The organism is Allobosea sp. 10L422 (assembly GCF_056395345.1).
This window is the reverse complement of sequence record NZ_JBFTJI010000010.1, coordinates 18384-38635: the sequence shown is the minus strand read 5'-3', so window position 1 is coordinate 38635 and position 20252 is coordinate 18384. Positions and strand designations below refer to the sequence as shown.

The following is a 20252-nucleotide window of genomic DNA, read 5'->3' as shown; positions in this document are numbered from 1 at the left end:
GCTCAGGGCGCAATCGGAATCGCGCCGAATTCCCGGATCACATGGCCCGCATCCGGGATGCGGGTGAAGGCGATGAACTTCTCCGCCGCCGGCGTCAGCGCCCCTTCCTTGTAGACATAGGCCACCTCGCCGCTGCTCGAATAGCGCGGATCCAAGGGATGCAGACCATCGATCTTCAGCACCTGCGTGCCGATGTCGAGAACCCGGCTATACGGCCCGAAGCCGATCGTGCCCTCCGTCAGGCGAACGGTCTCGACCGCTTCCTGGGTCGACGTCGCTGTCTTCGAGCGCTCGGTGATCTCGAGTTCTCGCCAACCGGGCATCGTCGCCCGCAAGGTCGTGAGCGTGCTGTCGGCTTCTTCGCGCCGGACGACGCGAATGCGCTGGTCGGCTCCGCCGACGTCCTTCCAGTTGGAAATCCGGCCGGCATAGATGCCCGTCAATTGCTCGCCGCTGAGCTGCGCGACGCCGGCGCTGGGATGAACGAAGAAGGCGCACGCGATCTTGGCCACCGGCACATAGATCAGGCCGCGTGCCCGCTCGGCATCGGTGAGAACCCGGGCGACGCGCGCCAGCTTCGCCGTTCCTGAACCGACCGCGGCGATACCACCGCCTGAGCCGATGCTGGGTGGAATCTTGACCTCGATGGTCGGCTCGGCCGCCCGGAAGCGCTGGGCCACGGCCTGAAGCATCTCCACGCCATCCCCGGTGCCGACCACGATCAACTCGTCTGCCCTGGCAGGGTTACAAAGGGTCAGAAGACCAAGAATCAATGCAATAGAGCGCGGTGTCATAGATCGATAAAATCTTCTGCCACGGGATGATCAGAATTGCCATGACTCCGTGAACAAATTCTAACCGAAAGCGCAAAAATGATAGGTAACTTCTTATACTTATGAATTTACGTAAGCTTCAATGGTTGCTGCTAGAGTGGATGAGAATTTCCGTTGTGGAGTAGGCTTCGTGCCGCAGGATCGGGCCAGCGTCAGGCAGATCGATGAATCCGGCCGAATGGATGGAGGCTTGCTGCGCCGTCTCTGGAACTCGATGGGCATCCGGAGAGCGCGCCTGCGCACGGCTTGGCGCGACTGGATTTCAACCGCGCATATCGGAACGCATCTCGCCTTCGTGGTGATGGTGACGGGAGCCGTAACCTTTGCCGTCGTCGGGCTCGTTGCCCTGTGGCGCCTCAGCGAGGATGCCGTCGAACAGGCCCATGCGCTGGCACAGCTATCCCGCCAGCAGATCGCGCGCAGGCTCGATGCCGAGGCCCTGCTCGCGCAGGCGCGCGTCTCGGTGCTGCTCGGCGAAGCGAGCCGGCAGACGCGGTATCTCGCCCAGCGGCTCGACATCGTGAAGGCGGTCGGCTCCGCCAATCACGTCGCGATCCAGGAGTTGCTGGCCCCCGCCAGCGTGACCGGCGAACTCGACGCTTTGCTCGTCGCCGATGCGACCGGAACCGTCATCGGCGGCAGCCGCGCGTCAGACCTGCTCGCGGCTTCGGAAGCCCTCTCCGCCCTCGGCGTGAAGGAGGCCATCACCTCGATTTTCAAGGATAATCGACGCCTGGTCAGATGGTCGCATCATGCAACCTACCGGGTGTCCGAAAGCTTCAATGTCGCGGTAGGGCTCCCGGAAGGCCGAACGATCGCACATCTCGCGATCGAACCCGTTTTTGACGACTTCGGCGATGTGGTGGGAGCGCTGATGGGGCTGAGAACACTCGCCCCTTCGGAGAAGACGCTCGAGCTCTTCGCCGGAATCGTCCAGGCCGGGGTCGCGGTCGTGGATGGCGACAGGATCATCTCCGCCGGCGGTGAGCCGCCCGTCGGCCTGAAGCCACTCGCTCCGCAAACGCCGGACGGTCTCATCGGCATGGCCGGCAGTGGACGCGTGGCGCGCTGTGTCACCGACGAACTCGGCCTTCGGATCTGCGTTCACGTCGACGCCGCGCAGGTCGAGGAAACGCAAAAAGAGCTGCAGCGCATCAGCGAGCGTCAGGCGGGGACCCTGTTTCGCTGGTTCCTGTTTCTCGCCGCCGGCGCGCTCGGCGTGCTGGTCGTGGTGGTCTTGATCAGCGTCAAGCGCGCGACCCGCGGCCTGCCTCAATTGGCGTCCGCCGCGACGTCGGTGGCGCGCGGCGATCTCGACATCCCCTTCAACGCATCCGGTATCGGCGAGGTACGCAGCCTCGGGCAAGCCTTCGAAGTGATGCTCTCGAACCTTCGCGAGAGTCTCGGCCGCATTCGGCAGCTTGCCTTCTTCGATCAGATGACGGAGCTCGCCAACCGGGAGAAGATCCGCATCGACGGGATGAGCACCCTGCTGAGCGGCAAGGATGTCGTGGCCTTCTTCTTCATCGACGTCGACCGCTTCAAGTCCATCAACGATACGTTCGGCCATAAGACGGGCGACGTCCTGCTTCGGCAGTTGGCCTCTCGTCTCAAGCAGTTCTTCGAGGAGCGGCTGGAGGCCGGAGACTTCCGTCATTTCTCGGCCGGACGCTTGAGCGGTGACGAGTTCCTGATCATTTTGAGCGGTCCGCTGACCATCGATGGTCTCCGCGCCTGTGCAGAAGCTCTGATCCACAGATTGAGCGAGAATTACGTTATCGATCGTACCCATATGACGATCGGAGCAAGCATCGGAATCGCGGTCTCCGGTCGGGACGGCGTCAGATATGACGAGCTTCTCGTCAACGCCGATGTCGCGATGTACGAAGCCAAACGGAAAGGGCGGAACTCTTTCGCGTTCTTCACCGCGGAAGCAGCGGAGCTCATGCATGAGCGGCGAGCGCTCGAGCAGGATCTGCGCACCGCCTTGCGGAACGGCTCGCTCGACGTCTTCTACCAGCCGATGATCTCTCTGGCCGACAACGGAGTTGTGGGAGCCGAGGCTCTGGTGCGTTGGGCGCATCCCTCGCGAGGCGCTATTGCGCCTGGAAAATTCATCAGTATCGCGGAAGAGGCAGGCCTGATCGCCGAACTCGGCCAATTCGTCCTCGCGCGGGCGATCGAGGAGCTTCGCCATGCGAGCGACATCAGGATCTCGGTCAATGTCTCGGTCCTGCAGCTGGAAGACCCGACTTTTGCGGTCTCGGTGGAGAACTGCCTCCTGAAGGCAGGGGTGCCGCCCTCGCGCCTGGAGTTGGAGGTGACCGAGTCCGTAGCGATGCGGGCCTCGGACGTCGTTCAAAGACAGTTGCGGCAATTGCGGGCGCTTGGCGTCCGCTTCTCGATCGACGATTTCGGAACCGGCTATTCCAACCTCTCGATGCTGGCCCGCCTGAAGTTCGATACGCTCAAGATCGATCGTTCGCTGGTTCAGGGCGCGCGAGCGGGCGTCGAACAACAGGTGATCGTCCGGACGATTCTGTCGTTGTCGCGCTCGCTGGGCTTCGGCACGATCGTCGAGGGCATCGAGCAGGCCGAGGATCTGGCCTTCGTGATGAGGGAGGGCGCGGACGTGGCTCAAGGCTACTATTTCAGCGAGGCAATTCCGATCGGGAGCTTTGAGGCCTTCGTGAATGCGAGACGCCTGCGCCGGATTTCCAGCTCAGGTAAATCGCACCTGACCCGGCTCGAATCTTATGCGGATATTAAGCGCCTCTCGCGATAGACCGCCGACGCTCGGGCCGACTTGCCTGACGATCGCATCGGACCCGATCTCGCATGCCTGCTTACTTGGAAGCGCGGTGAGAAGCGGCGGCCCCAGCGGCCTGCGGCGCTTGAGCAGGCCCTCTTCCAGCCTTTGGCCTGGTCGTCGGAGGGAAACCTTCGCGAGCGGTCAATCGAGCGGTCGCGGTTTTTCAGCGGCCGTTTACCGGAGCGCGATAGTTCATCATGCATGTATTCCCGTCCAGTGACGGAGGAGCCGCCGTGCCGCCCAGAGCAAATGCCCCTGCCGGCGGTTTCGCCCCACACCTGCATCGCTTCATGAGCGTGACGCTGGAACTTGCTCCTGACGTTCTCGTGCCGCGCCAGGAGACCGAGCTGCTCGGAAGAAACGCGATCGCGATCCTTCACGATCGCGCTCCGGGCTCCACGGTGATCGACATGTGCTGCGGCTCGGGCAACCTTGCTTTGGCCATCGCGGTGGAGGTTTCATCGGCCCGGGTCTGGGCGGCGGACATGACCGACAGCACGGTTGCGCTGGCCCGCAGCAACGCCGAACGTCTGGCCGTTCAGGACCGTGTCGCCGTCAGGCAAGGAGATCTGTTCGGTGCTTTGTCGGAGGATGGGCTTGCCGGCGCGGCCGACGTCATCGTCTGCAACCCGCCCTATATCTCGACCGCGCGCCTCGAAGGCGAGAGCGCCCATCTGCTCGAAGCCGAGCCGCGCGAGGCCTTCGACGGTGGGCCTTACGGCATCTCGATCCATCAGCGGCTGATCCGCGACGCGGTCGATTTCCTCAAGCCGGATGGCTGGCTGCTATTCGAATTCGGGAAGGGGCAGGACCGCCAGATCGCCGCGCTGATAGCCAGAACCAAGACCTATGACCCCGTGACCTTCGCTACCGACGAGGACGGCGTGCCGCGCGTCGCGCTCGCTCGCAAACTGCGGAACGCAGATTCCGCGACCTCATCCTCGGCCGGTTGAGCATGAGCCAGGTTCGTCCCCTGCAGGCCGCGGATATTCCGGCTGTCGCCGGGCTCTTTCAAAGGACCTTCCGGAACGGCAGGAGACCGCCACCTCCGGCGCTCGAAACCTATCTGCGCCGGCTGTATCTTGAGGGGCCGGTGTGCGACCCGGATATCGCATCCCTTGTCCATGTCGCGAGCGAAGGCGACATCTCCGGCTTCGTGGGCGTGAACGTGCTGCCGATGAGCCATGGCCCCCGCAAGCTGCGTGCGGCCATCTGCGGTTCGCTGATGGCCGAGCAGCGGACGAACGACCCGATGGCCGGCGCAAGGCTGCTCAGGACATTCCTGGCCGGGCCGCAGGAAATCTCCTTCAGCGAGACCGCGAACGCCCTCTCGACCCAGATGTGGACGCGACTGCGCGGTGTCGCCCTGCCCCAATACAGCCTGGACTGGCTCCGGGTGATCCGGCCCTCGGCCTTCATGCTCGACATGGCCTCGCGTCGGATCGGAGCCGCCCGCCGGTTCGATCCGCTCGCGCGCGGCCTCGACCGCTACCTTCGCGGGCGGATGCAGGAGAACGAGCTGCGTTGGACCGGTGTCCCGGCGATCTGGACGAGCAAGGGCCTCAAGGTCACCGAAATCGATCAGGCCGGCTTTGCGGCCCTCGTAGAGCCGCTGACGCGGCAGTTCGCCCTCCGCCCCGATTGGAGCGAGGAGCAGCTTGCACACATCATCGCCGAGGCGTCCCGGAAACCGGACTATGGCGAGGTGGTCTTCGCGTCCGTCTCCTCTGCCACAGGGGCCCTGATCGGCGCCTTTCTCTACCATGCCCATCCCGGCCGGGTCGCGCGCGTCCTGCAGGTTCTGGCCATGCCGGGACAGGCTGGTGCCGTCATCGACTGCCTGATCGGCGATGCGGCTGAGCGCGGCGCGGCCGGTCTGCGCGGCCGGACGCAACCTGCCCTGCTCGCCGCGATGCTGGGTCGGCGGGTTGCCTTCACGCAGCCCGCCTCAACGGTCGTGCATTCGCGCGACGAGGAGCTGGTGAACGCGTTCCTGAGCTCGCAAGGCTTCTTCAACGGGCTGGCCGGCGAACACTGGAACCGCCTGGCCGGAGAGCCGTTCGAGTAAGCCGCCGTTGCAAGCGCGGCGAAGCCATCAAGCTGGCCGCGCACGATCGCTGGATCCCTCGGCTCTGCAACGATGCTGATCGGCGCCCGTTTCCGCGGTGCCGATCTCAGCCGTCGATTTCTGTGACGGGGCGCACGAGCTGCGGGCCAAGGTGCAGATAGCGCGTCGCCCTGCGCTTTGCGGCGATATCGGCCCAGACCCGTTCGACCTCGACCGCGGTCAGCTTCGCGGCAGCGCCGACCTCTGCTGCCGAGATGCCGTTGTTGAGGCCGAAGAGGCAAAGATCCATGCGATCGTAAGGCAGGGAGAAGTAGAACTCCTCCTGCGTCTGCGCGAGGGAATAGGTGTCGGTCGTCGGCGGCCGCCGGCGGATCTCCTCGGGAATGCCGAGATGCGCGGCGAGCGCATAGACCTGGCTCTTGTAGAGATGCGCGATCGGCTTCACGTCCGCGGCGCCGTCGCCGTTCTTCACGAAGAAGCCCTGGTCGTATTCGAGCCGGTTCGGCGTACCCAGCACGGCGAAATTCAGCCGGTCGGCGTGATAGTACTCGATCTGCTTGCGCGTGCGCTGCTTCATGTTGGTGGCTGCGACGATGCCGAGATAGACCGCCGGCGGCATACGCAGCTTGGTCTGGCGGCCCTCGGGGTCCTGAACCACCAGTGAAGAGATGTTGTAGCCGTCCCCGGCGAGCGAATTGGCGATGACGATCTTCGAGGCCCAGCCAGGCCCGTAACCCGGCACCAGCTCGCGGATGAAGGCATCGCGCCGCTCATAGCAGCCCATTGCCTGCAGCGTCGGTCCGATATCCTCCACGACCGCCTCGACGCCAAAGGTCTCGGCGACCAGCCGGCCGAGGCGCAGGCTCTCGGGATCGGAGTCGCTTTCCGGCATGAACAGGCAGAAGACGTTCTTCGCCCCGGCAGCGCGCACGGCCAGCGCGACCGAGACGCTGGAATCGATGCCGCCGGAAAGACCGAGCACGAGGCCGCGCTTGCGCATGCCACGGAGCTGCCCGCGCAGTCCGGTCACGATGCGGTCGGTTTCCGCGGTGTTGTCGAGCATCAGCACGTCAGCCGAGAAGGCCGGACGACTCGGGGCAGGAGAGATGTTCATTCCGCCGCTCCCAGCGTTTCGGCCGCCAGCCTTCGGCTGACCTTTCCGGTATCCGTCTTCGGCAGCTCATGGCGGAATTCGATGAGCTTCGGCACCATGAAATCCTCGAGATGACCAGCGCAGTGGCGAATGATGTCCCGTTCGCTCAAGCTCTCGTCCGAGCGAACGACGACTGCGGCGATGGCGTGGCCAAGCACCGGGTCCGGCACACCGGTCACCACGGCTTCGGCAATGCCGGGATGGGCATGGAGAACGGCCTCGACTTCCTTCGGAGCAACCTTTTCGCCGCGCGTCTTGATGATGTCGTCCTTGCGGCCGACGAAATAAAGGAAGCCGTCCTCATCCGTCCGGAACAGGTCGCCGGTATGGAGACGCTTCTCCCAGGGAAACGGACCGGGGCGCAGCATCTGCGCGGTTGCAGCATCGTTGCGCCAGTAACCCTGCATGACATGCGGTCCGCGGATGACCAGCTCGCCCGCGACGCCGGGCGGCGCGCGGTTGCCCTCATCGTCGACGACGATCGCTTCCGTGTTGGGAATGGCGATGCCGACGGAGCCCGGCCGGCGGTCCAGCTCCTCCGGCGGCAGATAGGTGCAGCGCTTGCACTCGGTCAGGCCATACATCGAATAGAGCCGAACGCCAGGGAAGAGTTCGCGCAGGCGCGCGATGTGCGGGGGCGGCAGGGCCGCGGCGGTGTTCGAGATATAGCGCAGGCTCTGCAGGAAACCCGGTTCGACGTCGCGCATCTGCAGGATCAGCGCGGCCATCGTCGGCACGAGCGGGAAGCCGGTGACCTGCTCGGCGCGGATGCGCTCGAAGATCGCCTGCGGAAAGGCGAAGGACTTTTCGAGGACGAGGATCGCACCAAGCCGCATCGCCATCAGCAGCTGATAGAGGCCGTAGTCGAAAGCCAGCGGCAACACGTTGAGGATGATGTCGTCGGGGGTGTTGCGCAGATAGCTGGTGATCGAGTCCGCGGCAGCATCGATATTGCGATGCGTCATCATCACGCCCTTGGGGCGGCCGGTGGAACCCGAGGTGTAGATCAGCATGGCGAGGTCGACGTCGATCCCGCCATGGTTCACTGGCTCAGGCGCGACTTCGAGACAACGCTCGAAGGAGGCGGCGCCATCCAGAACAAGGCCCGATGGTCCTTGCGTCGACGCGACGAAGAGCGGCCGGTCCGACAGCGCGCGCGCCTGCGCCACGATGGGCATCAGCTTCGCCTGGGTCAGGATCGCCGCAGCCTCGCAATCGCCGATGACATAAGCGAGCTTGTCGGCCTTGGTGGAGGCGTTGATCGGGCTGAAGGTCGCGCCCGCCTTGAGAACCGCGAAGATCGAGACGACGGCTTCCCAGCAATTGTCCATGAAGACGAGAACGCGGTCGCCGCGTTGCACGCCACTCGCGGCGAGAGCAGCCGCGAGCCGGTTCGACAGGTCGTCCAACTCGTCATAGCGCAACCGCTTCTGCTCGGTGACCAGCGCGGTCTTCGCGCCACGCGCCGCCGCGCTTGTGATGAGGAATTGCTCGACCCGCATGAACCAGAACCGTCAGGCCGCCGCGAGCGCCGCGGTCTTCAAGGCGATGAAGGCCGTGATGCGCGCCAGTGAATCGAGATTGGCCGGCACGATATCGGCGTCCGCGACGGCGATCTCGTAACGGTCTTCGATGAAGGCCACGAGTTCCAGAACGCCGGTCGAGTCGATGATGCCGTTCTCGATGAGCGAGTCCGTATCGGCGATGGCGTGGGTGGTGTCGCCGAACAGAAAATTCTCGATGACGAAGGCCTTCACTGTGTCCCGGATCGTATCAGTCATATCGTTTTCCTCTCTTGATGGTGTCAGGCGGCCTTGGCGCTGCAACTGCCTGTGCCGGTGAAGGCCGCCAGCCACAGTTGCGTCGACAGAATGCCGACGAAGGCCGCATTGTCGCGAAAGCCGGAGGCCGGGTGGCGACTGCATTTCTCATGCAGCTTTGCCACCGCCTTTGGATTGAAGAGGCCGCGGGCGCCGATCTCGGCTTCGCTCAGCGCCGTCCGGACATAGTCTCCCGCCCCCGCCCCCACGAAGGATTGACTGTCCGGTGCACGATAGGGTTGCTTGGGTCGCCTGCCGATCGCAGGCGGCAGCAGATCCTTGGTCGCCTCGCGGAGAATATGCTTCTCCACGAGCCCCTTCAGCTTCATCTCGGGAGGAAGACCGGCAGCGAACTCGACCAGACGATGGTCGAGGAAGGGAAAGCGGCCCTCGATGCCATGGGCCATCGCCATGCGGTCGCCCTGGCTCGACAGGATATAGCCGGGCAGAAGGAAGCGGGCTTCCAGATATTGCGCCTGGTGCAAGGGGTGCCAGCGGGCGAAAGCCTCGGGCAGCCGCGCGGCGAGGTCCTCGGCGGCATCATATCCCGACAATGTGGCCCGCAGGTCACCCGAGAAGAATAGTTTCGTCGCTGCCGTGCCGTCGAGCCGCGCCCGATGGGAGAATAGCGGATCGTCAAGCCCCGTGCCGCCAGCCCCGAAGAACGAGGCCAGATATTCGGCCGATTGCTGCCTCAGCCCCGGCAGATAGGGGTAGAGCTTGCGGAACAGATGCGGCCGGATGCGGGAGCCGGGCTGCCTGGCGCAGAAGCGGCGAACCCTGGCTTCCTTGAAAATATCGTAGCCGGCAAAGACTTCATCCGCACCTTCGCCGGTCAGCACCACTTTCAAGCCGGCCTCGCGCACAAGGCGCGAAAGCTTGTAGAGCGGGGCCGGCGCAGTCCTGAGGATCGGGCGCTCGGTGAAGCGGATCACATCGGGAAACACGGCGGCGATATCGCCTTCGCCGCAGGCGACGGCGCTGTGATCCGTGCCGAGTGCGCGGGCCATCTCGAGCTGAAAGGCGCTCTCGTCATGTTCGGCGCTGTCGAAGGTGACCGAGAAGGTTTTCAGGCCGCCCGGCGCCATGCCCGCCGCCAGCGCCGAAGTGATGGAGGAATCGAGGCCGCCGGAGAGATAGGAGCCGACCGGCACATCGGCGCGCATGCGGATGCGCGTCGCCTCCGTCAACAGGGCGCGCAGTTCCTCGGCCGCGGCGCGCTCGTCCCGGTGCCGGGGCGGCGTCTCTCGGTCGGGATAGTCCAGTTTCCAATAGGGCCGCGTCGAGACGCCGCCCTCCTGCACGATCATCAGGCTGGCAGGTTCGAGTTCGTAGATGTCGCGGAAGGCCGTGCGCGGCGCGATCGGAGCCCAAAGCGTGAAGATCTGGTCGAGCGCGACCGGATCGAGCTCGGCCACGACGCCCGGGACCTGGAGCAGCGCCTTGACCTCCGAGGCGAAGTAGAGCCGTTCGCCCTGCCTCGTATAGAAGAGCGGCCGAACCCCCATCCGGTCGCGCGCCAGAACCATGCGGCGGCGGCGACCGTCCCAGAGCGCAAAGGCGAAATCGCCATTGAGCATGGAGACGCAATCCTCGCCCATCTCGTCATAGAGATGCAGGATCACTTCAGTGTCGCTGCTCGTCCGGAATTGGCGACCTTTGGCGCGCAACTGCTCGCGCAGTTCCACATAATTGAAGATCTCGCCGTTGAAGGCGATCGTCAGTTCCCCGGTCGCATCGGACATGGGTTGCTGGCCGTCGCCGAGGCCGACGATGGACAGCCGCGCATGGCCGAGGCCGGCTGCTTTTGCGGTGAAGAAGCCCTGCCCGTCCGGGCCGCGATGCGCAATGGCGGCCGTCATCCTTTCAAGGAGCGCCCTCCCATCCCGGACAAGGCCGAAATAGCCGCCAAAACCGCACATGCCGAGATATTTCCGAGTCTATCAGCGCGGCTCGGACTATAGCCAGCAACACACCGGCAGGCGTTAAAGATCCGCGGCTATTCGCAGGAATGGTAAATTTGATGTCGCGTCCGGGACGCTCTTTCCCCGCAAATGCGGCTCCGCTGAGAGGCGTTCGTCAGGCCAAGCGGAAGAACGCGCAGAAACATGGGTCCCGCGCGGACGTGGCGACCTCGCCCTCGCAAGCCGACGCGCAAGACAGGAAACGTCAACGCGAAATGCCCGTCTCGCGGGTTCACCGGCGGTGAGTTGACCGTTCCGCCGGTCGGTCCCGGCATCAAATTCGCATCGACGGAAACGGAGCTGGCCCGGCAGCGTCGTCCTCGGCGCATCCGGAAATCGGTCAATCGCGAGGAGGCTTACCAGTGCATATACACGTATATGCCGAGATTGTGATTCCAGCGTTACTTGATCGCCTCATAATTCATACTAATTCGTGAGCGATAATACCTAATACCACCTCGACAAAAATTTCCATCGATTTAGATTAGGTTTTCATTTTATTTTATAGATATTTTTATATTCGGAAAAAGTACGTGGATATCATCAGCAATACGTTCATTAATATCGATCTCCCTTCCGTTGAAGTCGAGCATTTGATCTCATATTATGAACGTATATTGGGTTACAATTTTAGGCACGAGGCAGAAACGAGCGGATCAGGCAGCAACAAACTCCTCTCGATCAAGGTCGCCAACACGACAATCATGTTGTCGAGGGTGTCGCAGAGCCTCGAAGGAGCTTTCGCCGATTGCCCGGATAACATCACCGCCATCTTCGTCCTGTCGGGGGATGTGAGACTGGAGGTCGAGGATGGGCTCCTGACTTGTCGCAGAGGCGACGGAGTTGCGCTGAACACCTCCCTGGCGCGCCGCGTGACCTTTTTGGCGGGAACTGAATTCTGCATGTTCAGGGTCAGGATCGATGACATCGTTCCGCTCCTGGAAAGACTGGCCGGCCGGCGGCTTGAAGAGCAGCTCCAGATCACCACCAGCTTCGATATCCGTTCGGGAACCGGGTCCGTGCTTGCCGCGATTCTCGCTGCGACCGTCGTCGGATCGGCGGGGGACGATACCCAGGCGATCTCGCCATGCGCGGCCGATTTCCTCCAATCGAGCTGGGTCGCGCTCGTTCTGGAAAACCTCCCGCATAATTACTCGCAGGGCATGTCGCGCGGTAGCACGCAACATGCTCCCCTGCACGTCAGGCGAGCCGTCGACTACATTCTCGCCCATGCTTACGAGGATATTGCGGTCCAGGACGTAGCTCGCGCGGCGGGGATCGGCCTTCGAACGCTGCAGCAGAGTTTCAGAAAGGTGCTGCAGACGTCACCGCAGGAATACATCAAAGCCGCCAGGCTCCACGGCGCGCGCCGCGAGATCGAGGACCCGCATTCGGAGCACTCGGTCGAGGAGATCGCGCGCAAATGGGGCTTCGCCAACCGCGGCCATTTCGCCGCGCAGTACCGCAGGCTTTTCGGCGAGTTGCCGTCCGAGACCCGCCGCGCACGCTGAATGCCGGGCCAGCCGAGACGGAGCGGTTCCGGCGACGCCGACGCACAAGTTTCGCACATGGTAAACGCGGGGTTACGCAACGACCCCGCAGTGACTCCGGGAGCGCACGCCCGACTCGTCGCGCGAATAATCGTAAAGAATTGGATAATATTCGCCGCAGCACTCTTAATATGTCGTCAATCTAGCTCGTAAGAAATGCGCCCCCAGATGATGCTTTCATTTGGAGGCCGCCAAGGATGCCGCGGACGACACCGGAACGGATCGCCACAGCGGTTCGGCTCAGCTTGCCGACCGATTGTTCGATCAGGGGCATCGGCGCCGTCGCGGAAAGGATGCGCGACCTGCTTGCCGCAGGCCAACCCGCCGAGATCGACTGCGCGAATATCGAGGCCGCCGACATTGCCCTCGTGCAACTCATCGTCAGCGCCCGCCGCAGCTTCGCCGCGCACAGGCTGCCGCTGACGATCGAGGGGGCTTCGGCCGCCGTTCGTTCGGCCTTCGCCCGCGCCAGCGTCTCGCTGGCGTAAACACCCGCCTTCTTTCCGGAAAGTGACGATTATGGCCAGCGTTCTGACGGTGGACGATTCTCCCAGCATTCGACAGATGATCAAGCTCGTCCTTGGCGGAGCCGGCCACGAGGTGGCCGAGGCCGGCGATGGCGCCGATGGGCTGGCGAGGGCGAAGGCGCAGCGCTTCGACCTCGTAATCACCGATCTCAACATGCCGGTGATGAACGGGCTGGACATGATCCGCGGCATGCGGGCGCTGCCTGGGCTCACCGGCGTGCCGATCGTCTTCCTGACGACCGAATCCAATGACGCGGTGAAGCAGCAGGCCAAGGCCGCGGGCGCAACGGGCTGGATCACCAAGCCCTTCAAGCCGGAACAATTGCTGGCGGTTGTCGCCAAGCTGGTGCGCTGATGCTGGACCTCGATCCGGCAGAGACCTTTCGGCAGGAAGCCGCCGAGCTGCTCGAGACGCTCGAGACGGTCCTGCTCGACCTCGGTCAGCGGCCCGGAGAAGGCCATCTGGTCGATGCAGCCTTCAGGGCCCTGCATACCATCAAGGGCTCCGGCGCCATGTTCGGCTTCGACCGCGTCGCCGCCTTCACCCACGATTTCGAAACCGCCTTCGACCTGATCCGCAAGGGTCGGATCGAGGCGAACCATGACATCGTTACCGTCGCGCTCTCGGCCAAGGATTACATCCGGATCCTCATCGAAGATCCCGACTCCACAGACGAGATTATCGGGGAGGCTATCGTGGCGGCACTCCACCGCTTGGTCTCGGGGCTCGAAGCAGCGCCGGCAGAGGCGCATGCGCCGACCACGTCTGATCAGGCGCCGGGTTGGCTGATCGACATAGCGTTCCGGCCGGACATCCTGCGCAACGGCACCAATCCGCTGAACCTCCTGGACGAACTGCGCGACCTCGGCCCCTGCACGGTCACCGCCCGTCTCGACGATGTGCCCGATCTCACCGCGCTCGACCCGGAGGGCTGCTTCATCGCCTGGCGTGTCGCGTTGAGAGCCTCGTGCCCGCGCGAGGCAATCGAAGACGTCTTCATGTTCGTGCGAGACGAAATGGCACTCGCGATCAGGCCGTTCGACGCCGGCGCCTCGAGAGAAACGTTGGCTCCGTCCGGGGGCGTGGTCGATGCCGATGCCGAGATAGCGCCCGCATCGGACGCGCCCCATCCTGCGGTCGCCACCACGGACAGGCCCGTCGAAAAGACCGAATACAATCGCCGGGCGGACGACAAGAGCTCGACCGTGCGCGTCCAGGCCGAACGGCTCGACGAGCTCATGGATCGAGTCGGGGAACTGGTCATCGCCCAGGCTCGGCTCTCCCAGCTTGCCCATGCCAGCGACGACCTCGCCATCAAGGCGATCGCCGAGGAGATCGAGAGGCTCGCCTCCGGCCTGCGCGACACGACCATGGGCGTGCGCATGGTGCCGATGGGCTCGCTCTTCGGGCGCTTCCGGCGTCTCGTCCACGACCTCGCCCGCGATCTCGCCAAGCCGGTCGAATTCGTCACGGTCGGCGAGGACACCGAGATGGATAAGACGATGATCGAGCGCCTCGCCGACCCGCTGGTCCACCTCATCCGCAACGCCATCGACCACGGCATCGAGAGCCCCGAGCGCCGTGCCATTGTTGGCAAGCCGGCTATCGGCCGCATCGAGCTCTCCGCACGCTATGTCGGTGCCCAGGTCCTGGTCTCGGTGCAGGACGACGGCGGCGGCCTCGACACCGCCCGTATTCGCGCCAAGGCCGAGGAGCAGGGCCTGCTTCAGGCCGGCGCTGGCCTCTCCGACCACGAGGTCCATCAGTTCCTCTTTCACCCGGGATTCTCGACCGCGCGGACCGTCTCCGCACTGTCCGGCCGTGGCGTGGGGATGGACGTGGTGAAGCGCACCGTCGAGGGCATGCGCGGCTCGATCGATCTGGCCACCCTTCCCGGCCGAGGCTCGTCCGTGACGCTGCGCCTGCCCCTGACATTGGCGATCATCGACGGACTGCTGATCCGGGGGCCGCTACATCATCCCACTCTCGGCGGTCGAAGAATGCATTGAGCTGACCGCGGCCGACGAGAACCGCTCCAGGGGCCGCAGCTTCCTCAGCGTGCGCGGAGAGCTCGTCCCCTTCCTGCGGCTGCGCGAGCAGTTTGGCGCGGAAGGCGAGCCCGACCCACATCCCAAGGTCATCATCATCTCGACCGGCGAGGTCAGGGTCGGCCTCGTGGCCGACCAGATCATCGGCAGCCACCAGACGGTGATCAAGTCGCTATCGAAGCTGCATGCCGACGTCACGATGTTCTCGGGCGCCACCATTCTCGGTGACGGTTCGGCGGCGCTGATCCTCGACGTGGCCCAGCTGGTAGGGCTCGGGCAGATGCAGGCCGAAATCGACAAGATGACGGAGGCGGCGTGATGACGCGGACGCAAACGCCCCTCATGCAGGGCAGCCTCTCTCCGAACCCCGCTTCGCGAGGTGCCATGAAGGCCCTGATGATCGGTCTCGGCCCGGAGATCTTCGCGATCGAAACCGAGATGGTCCGGGAGATCATCGATCCCGTGCCGCTGACGCGCGTCGCCGGAGCCCGTCCGCACCTGCCCGGACTGATCAATGTCCGCGGCAACATCATCCCGCTCGCCGATCTGCGCGAGCGCTTCGGGATGCCGCAGGCCGAAGCCACGCCCGACACCCGCATCGTGGTGATCGAGGTCGAGATCGACGACGACCCCGTGACGCTCGGCATCATCGCCGACAAGGTCTACGAGGTCACGGAGATCTCGCGAGATGATATTCAGACGGCGCCACGAATCGGTATGAACTGGCGACCCGAATACATCCAATTCATTACCAAATGGAACGACGAATTCATCATCGTTCCGAGTATATCGACCATATTGATCCAATAAAATCGGCGAAAATCGGGGCTACACATGCGATTTACCATCAAAGCGAAGCTTGCGACGTCGTTCGGCGTCATCATCGCCCTTTCGGTCGCCGCGGGGGGAATTGCCTATAACCGCCTGGCGGAGATGGAGGCGGCCCAGCAGCGCATCTTGCGGCAGGCCAAGCAGGTGAGCCTCCTCGGCGACCTGCAGGCGGAATTCGAAGGCCAGGTCCGCTCCGAGAAGAACGTGATCCTGGCGTCCGAGGGCCGCGACATCGAGGCTTTCGCTGCCGATGTGCTCCAGCGGCGGGAGAAAGCCGGCAAGATCCTCACGGAGATCGAGCAGCGGGCGAGCGATCAGGGCAAGCTTCTGCTCGACAAGGTTATCGGAAGTCGAAAGGCGCTCGACGCCATTCAGGACGAGACCATCCGGCAGGCCAAGCTCAATTCCGGCAACAAGGCCGAGGCACTCTGGACCGCGCGCGGCCTTCCCGCTCTGAACGCCCAGAATGCCGCCTTGGACAGCCTCGGCCGCGATCTCGCTCAGCAGGGCGGCGCGGCATCCGAGGCAGCTGCGCGCCAGGTTCTGATGATGCGCTATCAGACCGCTCGCGCCCTCCGGATGACCTATGAGATCTTCACCGCGGCTGCCGAAGGCGAACTTGCCAGCCGCAGCGCGGCCGCTCTCGCCCAGATGGACATCCTGCGCCCGGCCACCGCATCGGCCCTGTCGGCGCTGAAGGACGCGGGTCTCTCGATCGGGCCTATCGAAGTCCAGTCCGAGCAGTTGCAGACGGCCATGAGGAGCGCCATCGAGGTCGCGCGCGAAGGCGGGAACATCAAGGCGACGCAGCTCAGCAAGGGTGAGGGGCGCAACGCGCTGAACGCCACGATTGCCGCCATGGATCAATACGCCGCCTTCGCCGAAAGGCGGATGAGCGAGATCAGCGCCGACGCGGCCGAGGTGGCGAGCTTCGCCAAGATGCTGCTGACGGCGATCGTCGCGATCTCGGCCTTGATCTCCGTCGCCGTCGCGGCCTGGATCGCTCTCGGCATCAGCCGTGGTCTCGCCGGTGCCGTCGGCCTCGCTAATGCCGTGGCGGCCGGCGACCTGACACGCACCATGAACGTCCGGAGCGATGACGAGGTCGGCGACCTGCTGACCGCCTTGAACGGCACCGTCGAGCGGCTGCGCGAGGTCGTGTCCGATGCTTTGCGTGCCGCCGAAAACGTCTCCGCCGGCTCGCAGGAGCTGTCGGCGAGCGCCGAGCAGCTTTCTCAGGGTTCGACGGAGCAGGCCTCCTCCACGGAGGAGGCCTCGGCCTCGATGGAGGAGATGGCGGCGAATGTGAAGCAGAATGCCGAGAATGCCAGCCAGACCGAGCAGATCGCGGCCCAGTCGGCCAAGGATGCGGAGGCCTCGGGCACCGCGGTCGGCAAGGCCGTGGACGCCATGCAGACCATCGCCTCCAAGATCACCATCATCCAGGAGATCGCGCGCCAGACCGACCTGCTGGCTCTCAACGCGGCCGTCGAGGCGGCTCGGGCAGGTGAGCACGGCAAGGGTTTCGCCGTCGTCGCCTCCGAGGTCCGCAAGCTCGCCGAGCGCAGCCAGGCGGCGGCCGCCGACATCGGCACGCTCTCGACCGATACGGTCAAGGTCGCGCAGGAGGCCGGCTCCATGCTCGCCAAGCTCGTTCCCGACATCAAGAAGACCGCCGAGCTGGTCGAGGAGATCACCGCCGCCTGCCGCGAGCAGGATGTCGGCTCCGCGCAGATCAACCAGGCCATACAGCAGCTCGACAAGGTGACGCAGCAGAATGCCGCGGCTTCGGAGGAGGTCTCCGCGACGTCCGAAGAGCTCGCGGCCCAGGCCGAGCAGCTTCAGACCGCCATCGCCTTCTTCAAGATCGATGCGGCCGGCCCGGGCGTCGACCGTGCGGTGGAGCAGCTCAAGGCGCAGGCGGCCAGGATGAAGACCGCCTCCGCCCCGAAGGCAGCCAGGCCCGTGGCCAGCAAGCCGCCCGCGGCCAAACCACAGACCAAGGCGGCCTCGGGAGGGTTCTCCTTCGATCTCGACGACGCCCATGATGCGCGGGACGCCGAATTCCGCCGCGCCTCCTGAAACGCGCGGGCGCTTCGCTCCAGCGGAGCGCCCATCTCGCCGGCATCCGGCGCCCGACGATTTCCCTTGGCGGAGACGGCTTTGACCCAAAACGCACAATATCTGACGCTCGGGATCGACGGCGAGTCCTTCGGCATCGACATCGCGCATGTGCGAGAGATCCTCGACATGCGGCCGATCTCGAAGCTCCCGCATGCCCCTGACTTCCTGCTCGGCATGATCGACGTGCGCGGCACCGGCTTCCCGATCGTCGATCTGCGTACGAAGCTCGGCCTTCCGCGCGTCGCGCCGACGGAGGCGACGCGGATCATCATTCTGGACGTGCCGCTGGAAGGCCGGACTCTCGGCGTCGGCTTCGTCGCCGACCGTGTCTTCGAGGTGACGAGCCTCGATTCGGCGCAGACCGACGCGCCGCTCGACGTCGGAGGCCGTTGGCAGTCGAACTATATCGCCGGCCTCGGGCGCAAGGGCGAAGCCTTCGTCATCGTCCTCGACCTCGCACGGCTCATGGCAGGCGCGGGGGTTCCCTCTCAGATCGACGCGAGCGAAGCCGCATGATGGCCCCGGCGACGACAGAGCCCATGGGCGATCATCTCAAAGAGCGGCATTTCAATGCCATCGCGAGCCTCGTCGAGCGCAATGCCGGCATCAAGCTGCCGCGCACCAAGCGCACGATGGTCGAAGGCCGCTTGCGCAAGCGGGTCCGTGCGCTCGGCCTGAGCGACCTGGCGGACTATGGCAGCCTGCTCTTCGAACGCGGCGGCCTGGACAAGGAATATGTGCACCTGATCGACTGCGTCAGCACGAACAAGACCGACTTCTTCCGTGAGCCGAGTCATTTCACGTTCCTGTGCGACACGGCGGTGCCTGCGCTCCGCCGCCTGCACGGGCTCCGCCCGACCAGGCTCAAGATCTGGAGCGCTGCCTGCTCGATCGGCGCCGAGGCCTATACCATCGCGATGGTTCTGCAGGACCTCGCGAACGCCACGCGCGGAAGCTCAGGCGAGCTGAGCTTCTCCATCCTCGGCACCGATATCTCGACGCAGGTTCTCGCCGCCGCGCGCGACGCGGTCTATCCGGCATCCTTCGTCTCGCCGGTCCCCGCCGCGCTGCAACAGCGCTATCTCATGCGGTCCCGCAACCCCGCGCAGGACACGGTGCGGATCGCTCCGGAGCTGCGCCGCAGGGCACGTTTCGAGCATCTGAACCTGATGGACGAAACCTACCCTTACGACCGCGACATCGACGTCATCTTCTGCCGCAACGTACTGATCTATTTCGACCGGCAGACTCAGGCCGCGGTGCTGTCGCGGCTGATGTCCCATCTGCGCCCCGGAGGCTACATCCTGCTGGGGCATTCCGAATCCATGGCGGGAGCCGGGGTGCCGGGCCTGCATTCGGTCGCGCCGACGGTCTACCAGGCGAAGCCGGCCGCCCTCGGGAGGAGCGCAGCATGACGCGCAAGCCCATACGCGTGCTCATCGTCGACGATTCCGCCTCGGTGCGGCAGGTGCTGAGCTCGATCCTGTCGCAATCGCCCGGCATCGGGGTGATGGGCACGGCTGCCGACGTCTACGCGGCGACGCGGCGCATGCAGAACGAAGTACCGGACGTGCTGATCCTCGACATCGAGATGCCGGGGATGGACGGCCTGACTTTCCTGCGCAAGATCATGGCGCAGCGGCCGATCCCCGTGATCATCTGCTCGACTCTGACCGGAACCGGCTCGCCCACCCTGTTCGAGGCGCTGGAAAGCGGGGCCGTCGAGGTGCTGGCCAAGCCGCGGATCGATACGCGCAACGCGCTGCTGGAGACTGCCGACCGGCTGCGCCATGCGGTCCATGCCGCCGCGCAGGCCAAGCCGCGGCCTCGGGCCGAGCGCCCCGCCATGCAGATCGAAGCGAAACTTACGGCCGACGTCATCATGCCGCCACCGCTTTCCGGCCGCTTCCACGCGCGCACGGATCGCATCGCCTGCATCGGCATCTCCACCGGCGGCACCGAGACGTTGCGCGAAGTGCTGGAGGCGCTCCCGGCCCATTGCCCCGGCATCGCCATCGTCCAGCACATGCCGGAGAAGTTCACCGCCGCCTTCGCGCGCCGGCTCGACGGCATCTGCGCCATGGAGATCAAGGAAGCCGAGGATGGCGACGAGATGAAGACCGGCCGCGTGCTGATCGCGCCCGGCAATCGCCATATGCTGCTGCAGCGCGTCGGCCAGCACTACCGTGTTGCGATCAAGGACGGCCCCCCCGTTTCGCGGCACCGCCCTTCCGTCGACGTGCTGTTCCGCTCGGCTGCGCAATATGCTGGCGGCAACGCGCTGGGCATCATCATGACAGGCATGGGCGACGACGGCGCGCGCGGTCTCCTGGAAATGCGCAAGGCCGGCGCGCGGACGCTGGCCCAGGACGAGGAAAGCTCGGTCGTCTTCGGCATGCCGAAGGAGGCGATCGAATTCGGCGCGGCCGAACGCGTCGTGCGCCTGCAGCTCATCGCACAGGAAATCATGGCCTGGCCGCTGGCGGCGAGTGCCACCGCTCCCGCATCGAGGCATGCGTGA

Annotated in this window: 16 protein-coding genes and 1 pseudogene; 12 read left to right on the top strand and 5 right to left on the bottom strand. The window is 64.7% G+C overall.

The window, feature by feature from the left end; all coding sequences use genetic code 11:
- Positions 1 to 2: 2 nt before the first annotated feature.
- A complete protein-coding gene (locus AC1DEZ_RS19000; protein ID WP_476780395.1) occupies positions 3 to 794 on the bottom strand; it encodes a PstS family phosphate ABC transporter substrate-binding protein in 792 nt (263 codons plus the stop codon).
- A gap of 229 nt (positions 795 to 1023) precedes the next feature.
- Between AC1DEZ_RS19000 and AC1DEZ_RS18995 the strand changes: the two genes are divergently transcribed.
- The 3 genes from AC1DEZ_RS18995 to AC1DEZ_RS18985 all read left to right on the top strand — a co-directional run bounded on the left by AC1DEZ_RS18995 (position 1024) and on the right by AC1DEZ_RS18985 (position 5713).
- The gene (locus AC1DEZ_RS18995; RefSeq protein ID WP_476780394.1) at positions 1024 to 3618 is read left to right on the top strand and encodes a bifunctional diguanylate cyclase/phosphodiesterase; all 2595 of its coding nucleotides are present in this window, start codon (positions 1024 to 1026) and stop codon (positions 3616 to 3618) included.
- Between the two features lie 317 nt (positions 3619 to 3935).
- Positions 3936 to 4598, top strand: coding sequence for a N5-glutamine methyltransferase family protein (locus AC1DEZ_RS18990; protein ID WP_476780547.1), 663 nt, complete (start codon positions 3936 to 3938; stop codon positions 4596 to 4598).
- A 2-nt stretch (positions 4599 to 4600) separates the two neighbouring features.
- Positions 4601 to 5713 carry a hypothetical protein gene (locus AC1DEZ_RS18985; RefSeq protein WP_476780393.1) on the top strand — a complete coding sequence of 371 codons (1113 nt, stop codon included), beginning with the start codon at positions 4601 to 4603 and terminating at the stop codon, positions 5711 to 5713.
- A gap of 106 nt (positions 5714 to 5819) precedes the next feature.
- Here the strand turns inward: AC1DEZ_RS18985 and nadE are convergent, their stop codons facing one another.
- Genes nadE through asnB form a run of 4 tightly spaced genes read right to left on the bottom strand, consistent with a single transcriptional unit; the run spans position 5820 to position 10608 of the window.
- Positions 5820 to 6827, bottom strand: coding sequence for an NAD(+) synthase (gene nadE, locus AC1DEZ_RS18980; RefSeq protein ID WP_476780392.1), 1008 nt, complete (start codon positions 6825 to 6827; stop codon positions 5820 to 5822).
- Entirely contained in the window at positions 6824 to 8368 is a 1545-nt protein-coding gene (locus tag AC1DEZ_RS18975; protein ID WP_476780391.1) for a class I adenylate-forming enzyme family protein, read from the bottom strand. Before AC1DEZ_RS18975 ends, nadE begins: the two co-directional genes overlap by 4 nt.
- A gap of 12 nt (positions 8369 to 8380) precedes the next feature.
- Positions 8381 to 8647 (bottom strand): acyl carrier protein, encoded by a 267-nt coding sequence (locus AC1DEZ_RS18970; RefSeq protein WP_441513897.1) that lies wholly within the window; start codon positions 8645 to 8647, stop codon positions 8381 to 8383.
- A 23-nt stretch (positions 8648 to 8670) separates the two neighbouring features.
- A complete protein-coding gene (gene asnB, locus AC1DEZ_RS18965; protein WP_476780390.1) occupies positions 8671 to 10608 on the bottom strand; it encodes an asparagine synthase (glutamine-hydrolyzing) in 1938 nt (645 codons plus the stop codon).
- Positions 10609 to 11183: 575 nt separating this feature from the next.
- On the opposite strand from asnB, the gene AC1DEZ_RS18960 reads away from it, so the two are divergent.
- From AC1DEZ_RS18960 to AC1DEZ_RS18920, 9 genes and pseudogenes are all read left to right on the top strand, one after another.
- Entirely contained in the window at positions 11184 to 12161 is a 978-nt protein-coding gene (locus AC1DEZ_RS18960; protein ID WP_476780389.1) for an AraC family transcriptional regulator, read from the top strand.
- Positions 12162 to 12397: 236 nt separating this feature from the next.
- Positions 12398 to 12688, top strand: a complete 291-nt coding sequence (locus tag AC1DEZ_RS18955; RefSeq protein WP_476780388.1) for an STAS domain-containing protein — start codon at positions 12398 to 12400, stop codon at positions 12686 to 12688.
- A gap of 31 nt (positions 12689 to 12719) precedes the next feature.
- A complete protein-coding gene (locus tag AC1DEZ_RS18950) occupies positions 12720 to 13082 on the top strand; it encodes a response regulator (RefSeq protein WP_441513893.1) in 363 nt (120 codons plus the stop codon).
- Positions 13082 to 15095: pseudogene (locus AC1DEZ_RS18945) on the top strand (chemotaxis protein CheA). Before AC1DEZ_RS18950 ends, AC1DEZ_RS18945 begins: the two are co-directional and overlap by 1 nt.
- A 23-nt stretch (positions 15096 to 15118) precedes the next feature.
- On the top strand, positions 15119 to 15586 hold the full coding sequence (locus AC1DEZ_RS18940; protein ID WP_476780546.1) for a chemotaxis protein CheW: 468 nt from the start codon (positions 15119 to 15121) through the stop codon (positions 15584 to 15586).
- A gap of 24 nt (positions 15587 to 15610) precedes the next feature.
- Positions 15611 to 17689, top strand: a complete 2079-nt coding sequence (locus AC1DEZ_RS18935) for a HAMP domain-containing methyl-accepting chemotaxis protein (protein WP_476780387.1) — start codon at positions 15611 to 15613, stop codon at positions 17687 to 17689.
- A gap of 81 nt (positions 17690 to 17770) precedes the next feature.
- Positions 17771 to 18247 carry a chemotaxis protein CheW gene (locus tag AC1DEZ_RS18930; protein ID WP_476780386.1) on the top strand — a complete coding sequence of 159 codons (477 nt, stop codon included), beginning with the start codon at positions 17771 to 17773 and terminating at the stop codon, positions 18245 to 18247.
- On the top strand, positions 18247 to 19146 hold the full coding sequence (locus AC1DEZ_RS18925) for a CheR family methyltransferase (RefSeq protein WP_476780545.1): 900 nt from the start codon (positions 18247 to 18249) through the stop codon (positions 19144 to 19146). The genes AC1DEZ_RS18930 and AC1DEZ_RS18925 overlap by 1 nt, the downstream gene beginning before the upstream one ends.
- Positions 19143 to 20252, top strand: a complete 1110-nt coding sequence (locus tag AC1DEZ_RS18920) for a protein-glutamate methylesterase/protein-glutamine glutaminase (RefSeq protein ID WP_476780385.1) — start codon at positions 19143 to 19145, stop codon at positions 20250 to 20252. The genes AC1DEZ_RS18925 and AC1DEZ_RS18920 overlap by 4 nt, the downstream gene beginning before the upstream one ends.

Bases quoted from the DNA above. Each gene is read 5' to 3' on its own strand.
- AC1DEZ_RS18920 (WP_476780385.1), top strand. From the start codon at position 19,143: ATGACGCGCAAGCCCATACGCGTGCTCATCGTCGACGATTCCGCCTCG.
- AC1DEZ_RS19000 (WP_476780395.1), bottom strand. From the start codon at position 794: ATGACACCGCGCTCTATTGCATTGATTCTTGGTCTTCTGACCCTTTGT.
- AC1DEZ_RS18925 (WP_476780545.1), top strand. From the start codon at position 18,247: ATGGCCCCGGCGACGACAGAGCCCATGGGCGATCATCTCAAAGAGCGG.
- AC1DEZ_RS18990 (WP_476780547.1), top strand. From the start codon at position 3,936: ATGAGCGTGACGCTGGAACTTGCTCCTGACGTTCTCGTGCCGCGCCAG.
- AC1DEZ_RS18955 (WP_476780388.1), top strand. From the start codon at position 12,398: ATGCCGCGGACGACACCGGAACGGATCGCCACAGCGGTTCGGCTCAGC.
- AC1DEZ_RS18975 (WP_476780391.1), bottom strand. From the start codon at position 8,368: ATGCGGGTCGAGCAATTCCTCATCACAAGCGCGGCGGCGCGTGGCGCG.
- AC1DEZ_RS18970 (WP_441513897.1), bottom strand. From the start codon at position 8,647: ATGACTGATACGATCCGGGACACAGTGAAGGCCTTCGTCATCGAGAAT.
- nadE (WP_476780392.1), bottom strand. From the start codon at position 6,827: ATGAACATCTCTCCTGCCCCGAGTCGTCCGGCCTTCTCGGCTGACGTG.
- AC1DEZ_RS18935 (WP_476780387.1), top strand. From the start codon at position 15,611: ATGCGATTTACCATCAAAGCGAAGCTTGCGACGTCGTTCGGCGTCATC.
- AC1DEZ_RS18940 (WP_476780546.1), top strand. From the start codon at position 15,119: ATGCAGGGCAGCCTCTCTCCGAACCCCGCTTCGCGAGGTGCCATGAAG.
- AC1DEZ_RS18950 (WP_441513893.1), top strand. From the start codon at position 12,720: ATGGCCAGCGTTCTGACGGTGGACGATTCTCCCAGCATTCGACAGATG.
- AC1DEZ_RS18985 (WP_476780393.1), top strand. From the start codon at position 4,601: ATGAGCCAGGTTCGTCCCCTGCAGGCCGCGGATATTCCGGCTGTCGCC.
- asnB (WP_476780390.1), bottom strand. From the start codon at position 10,608: ATGTGCGGTTTTGGCGGCTATTTCGGCCTTGTCCGGGATGGGAGGGCG.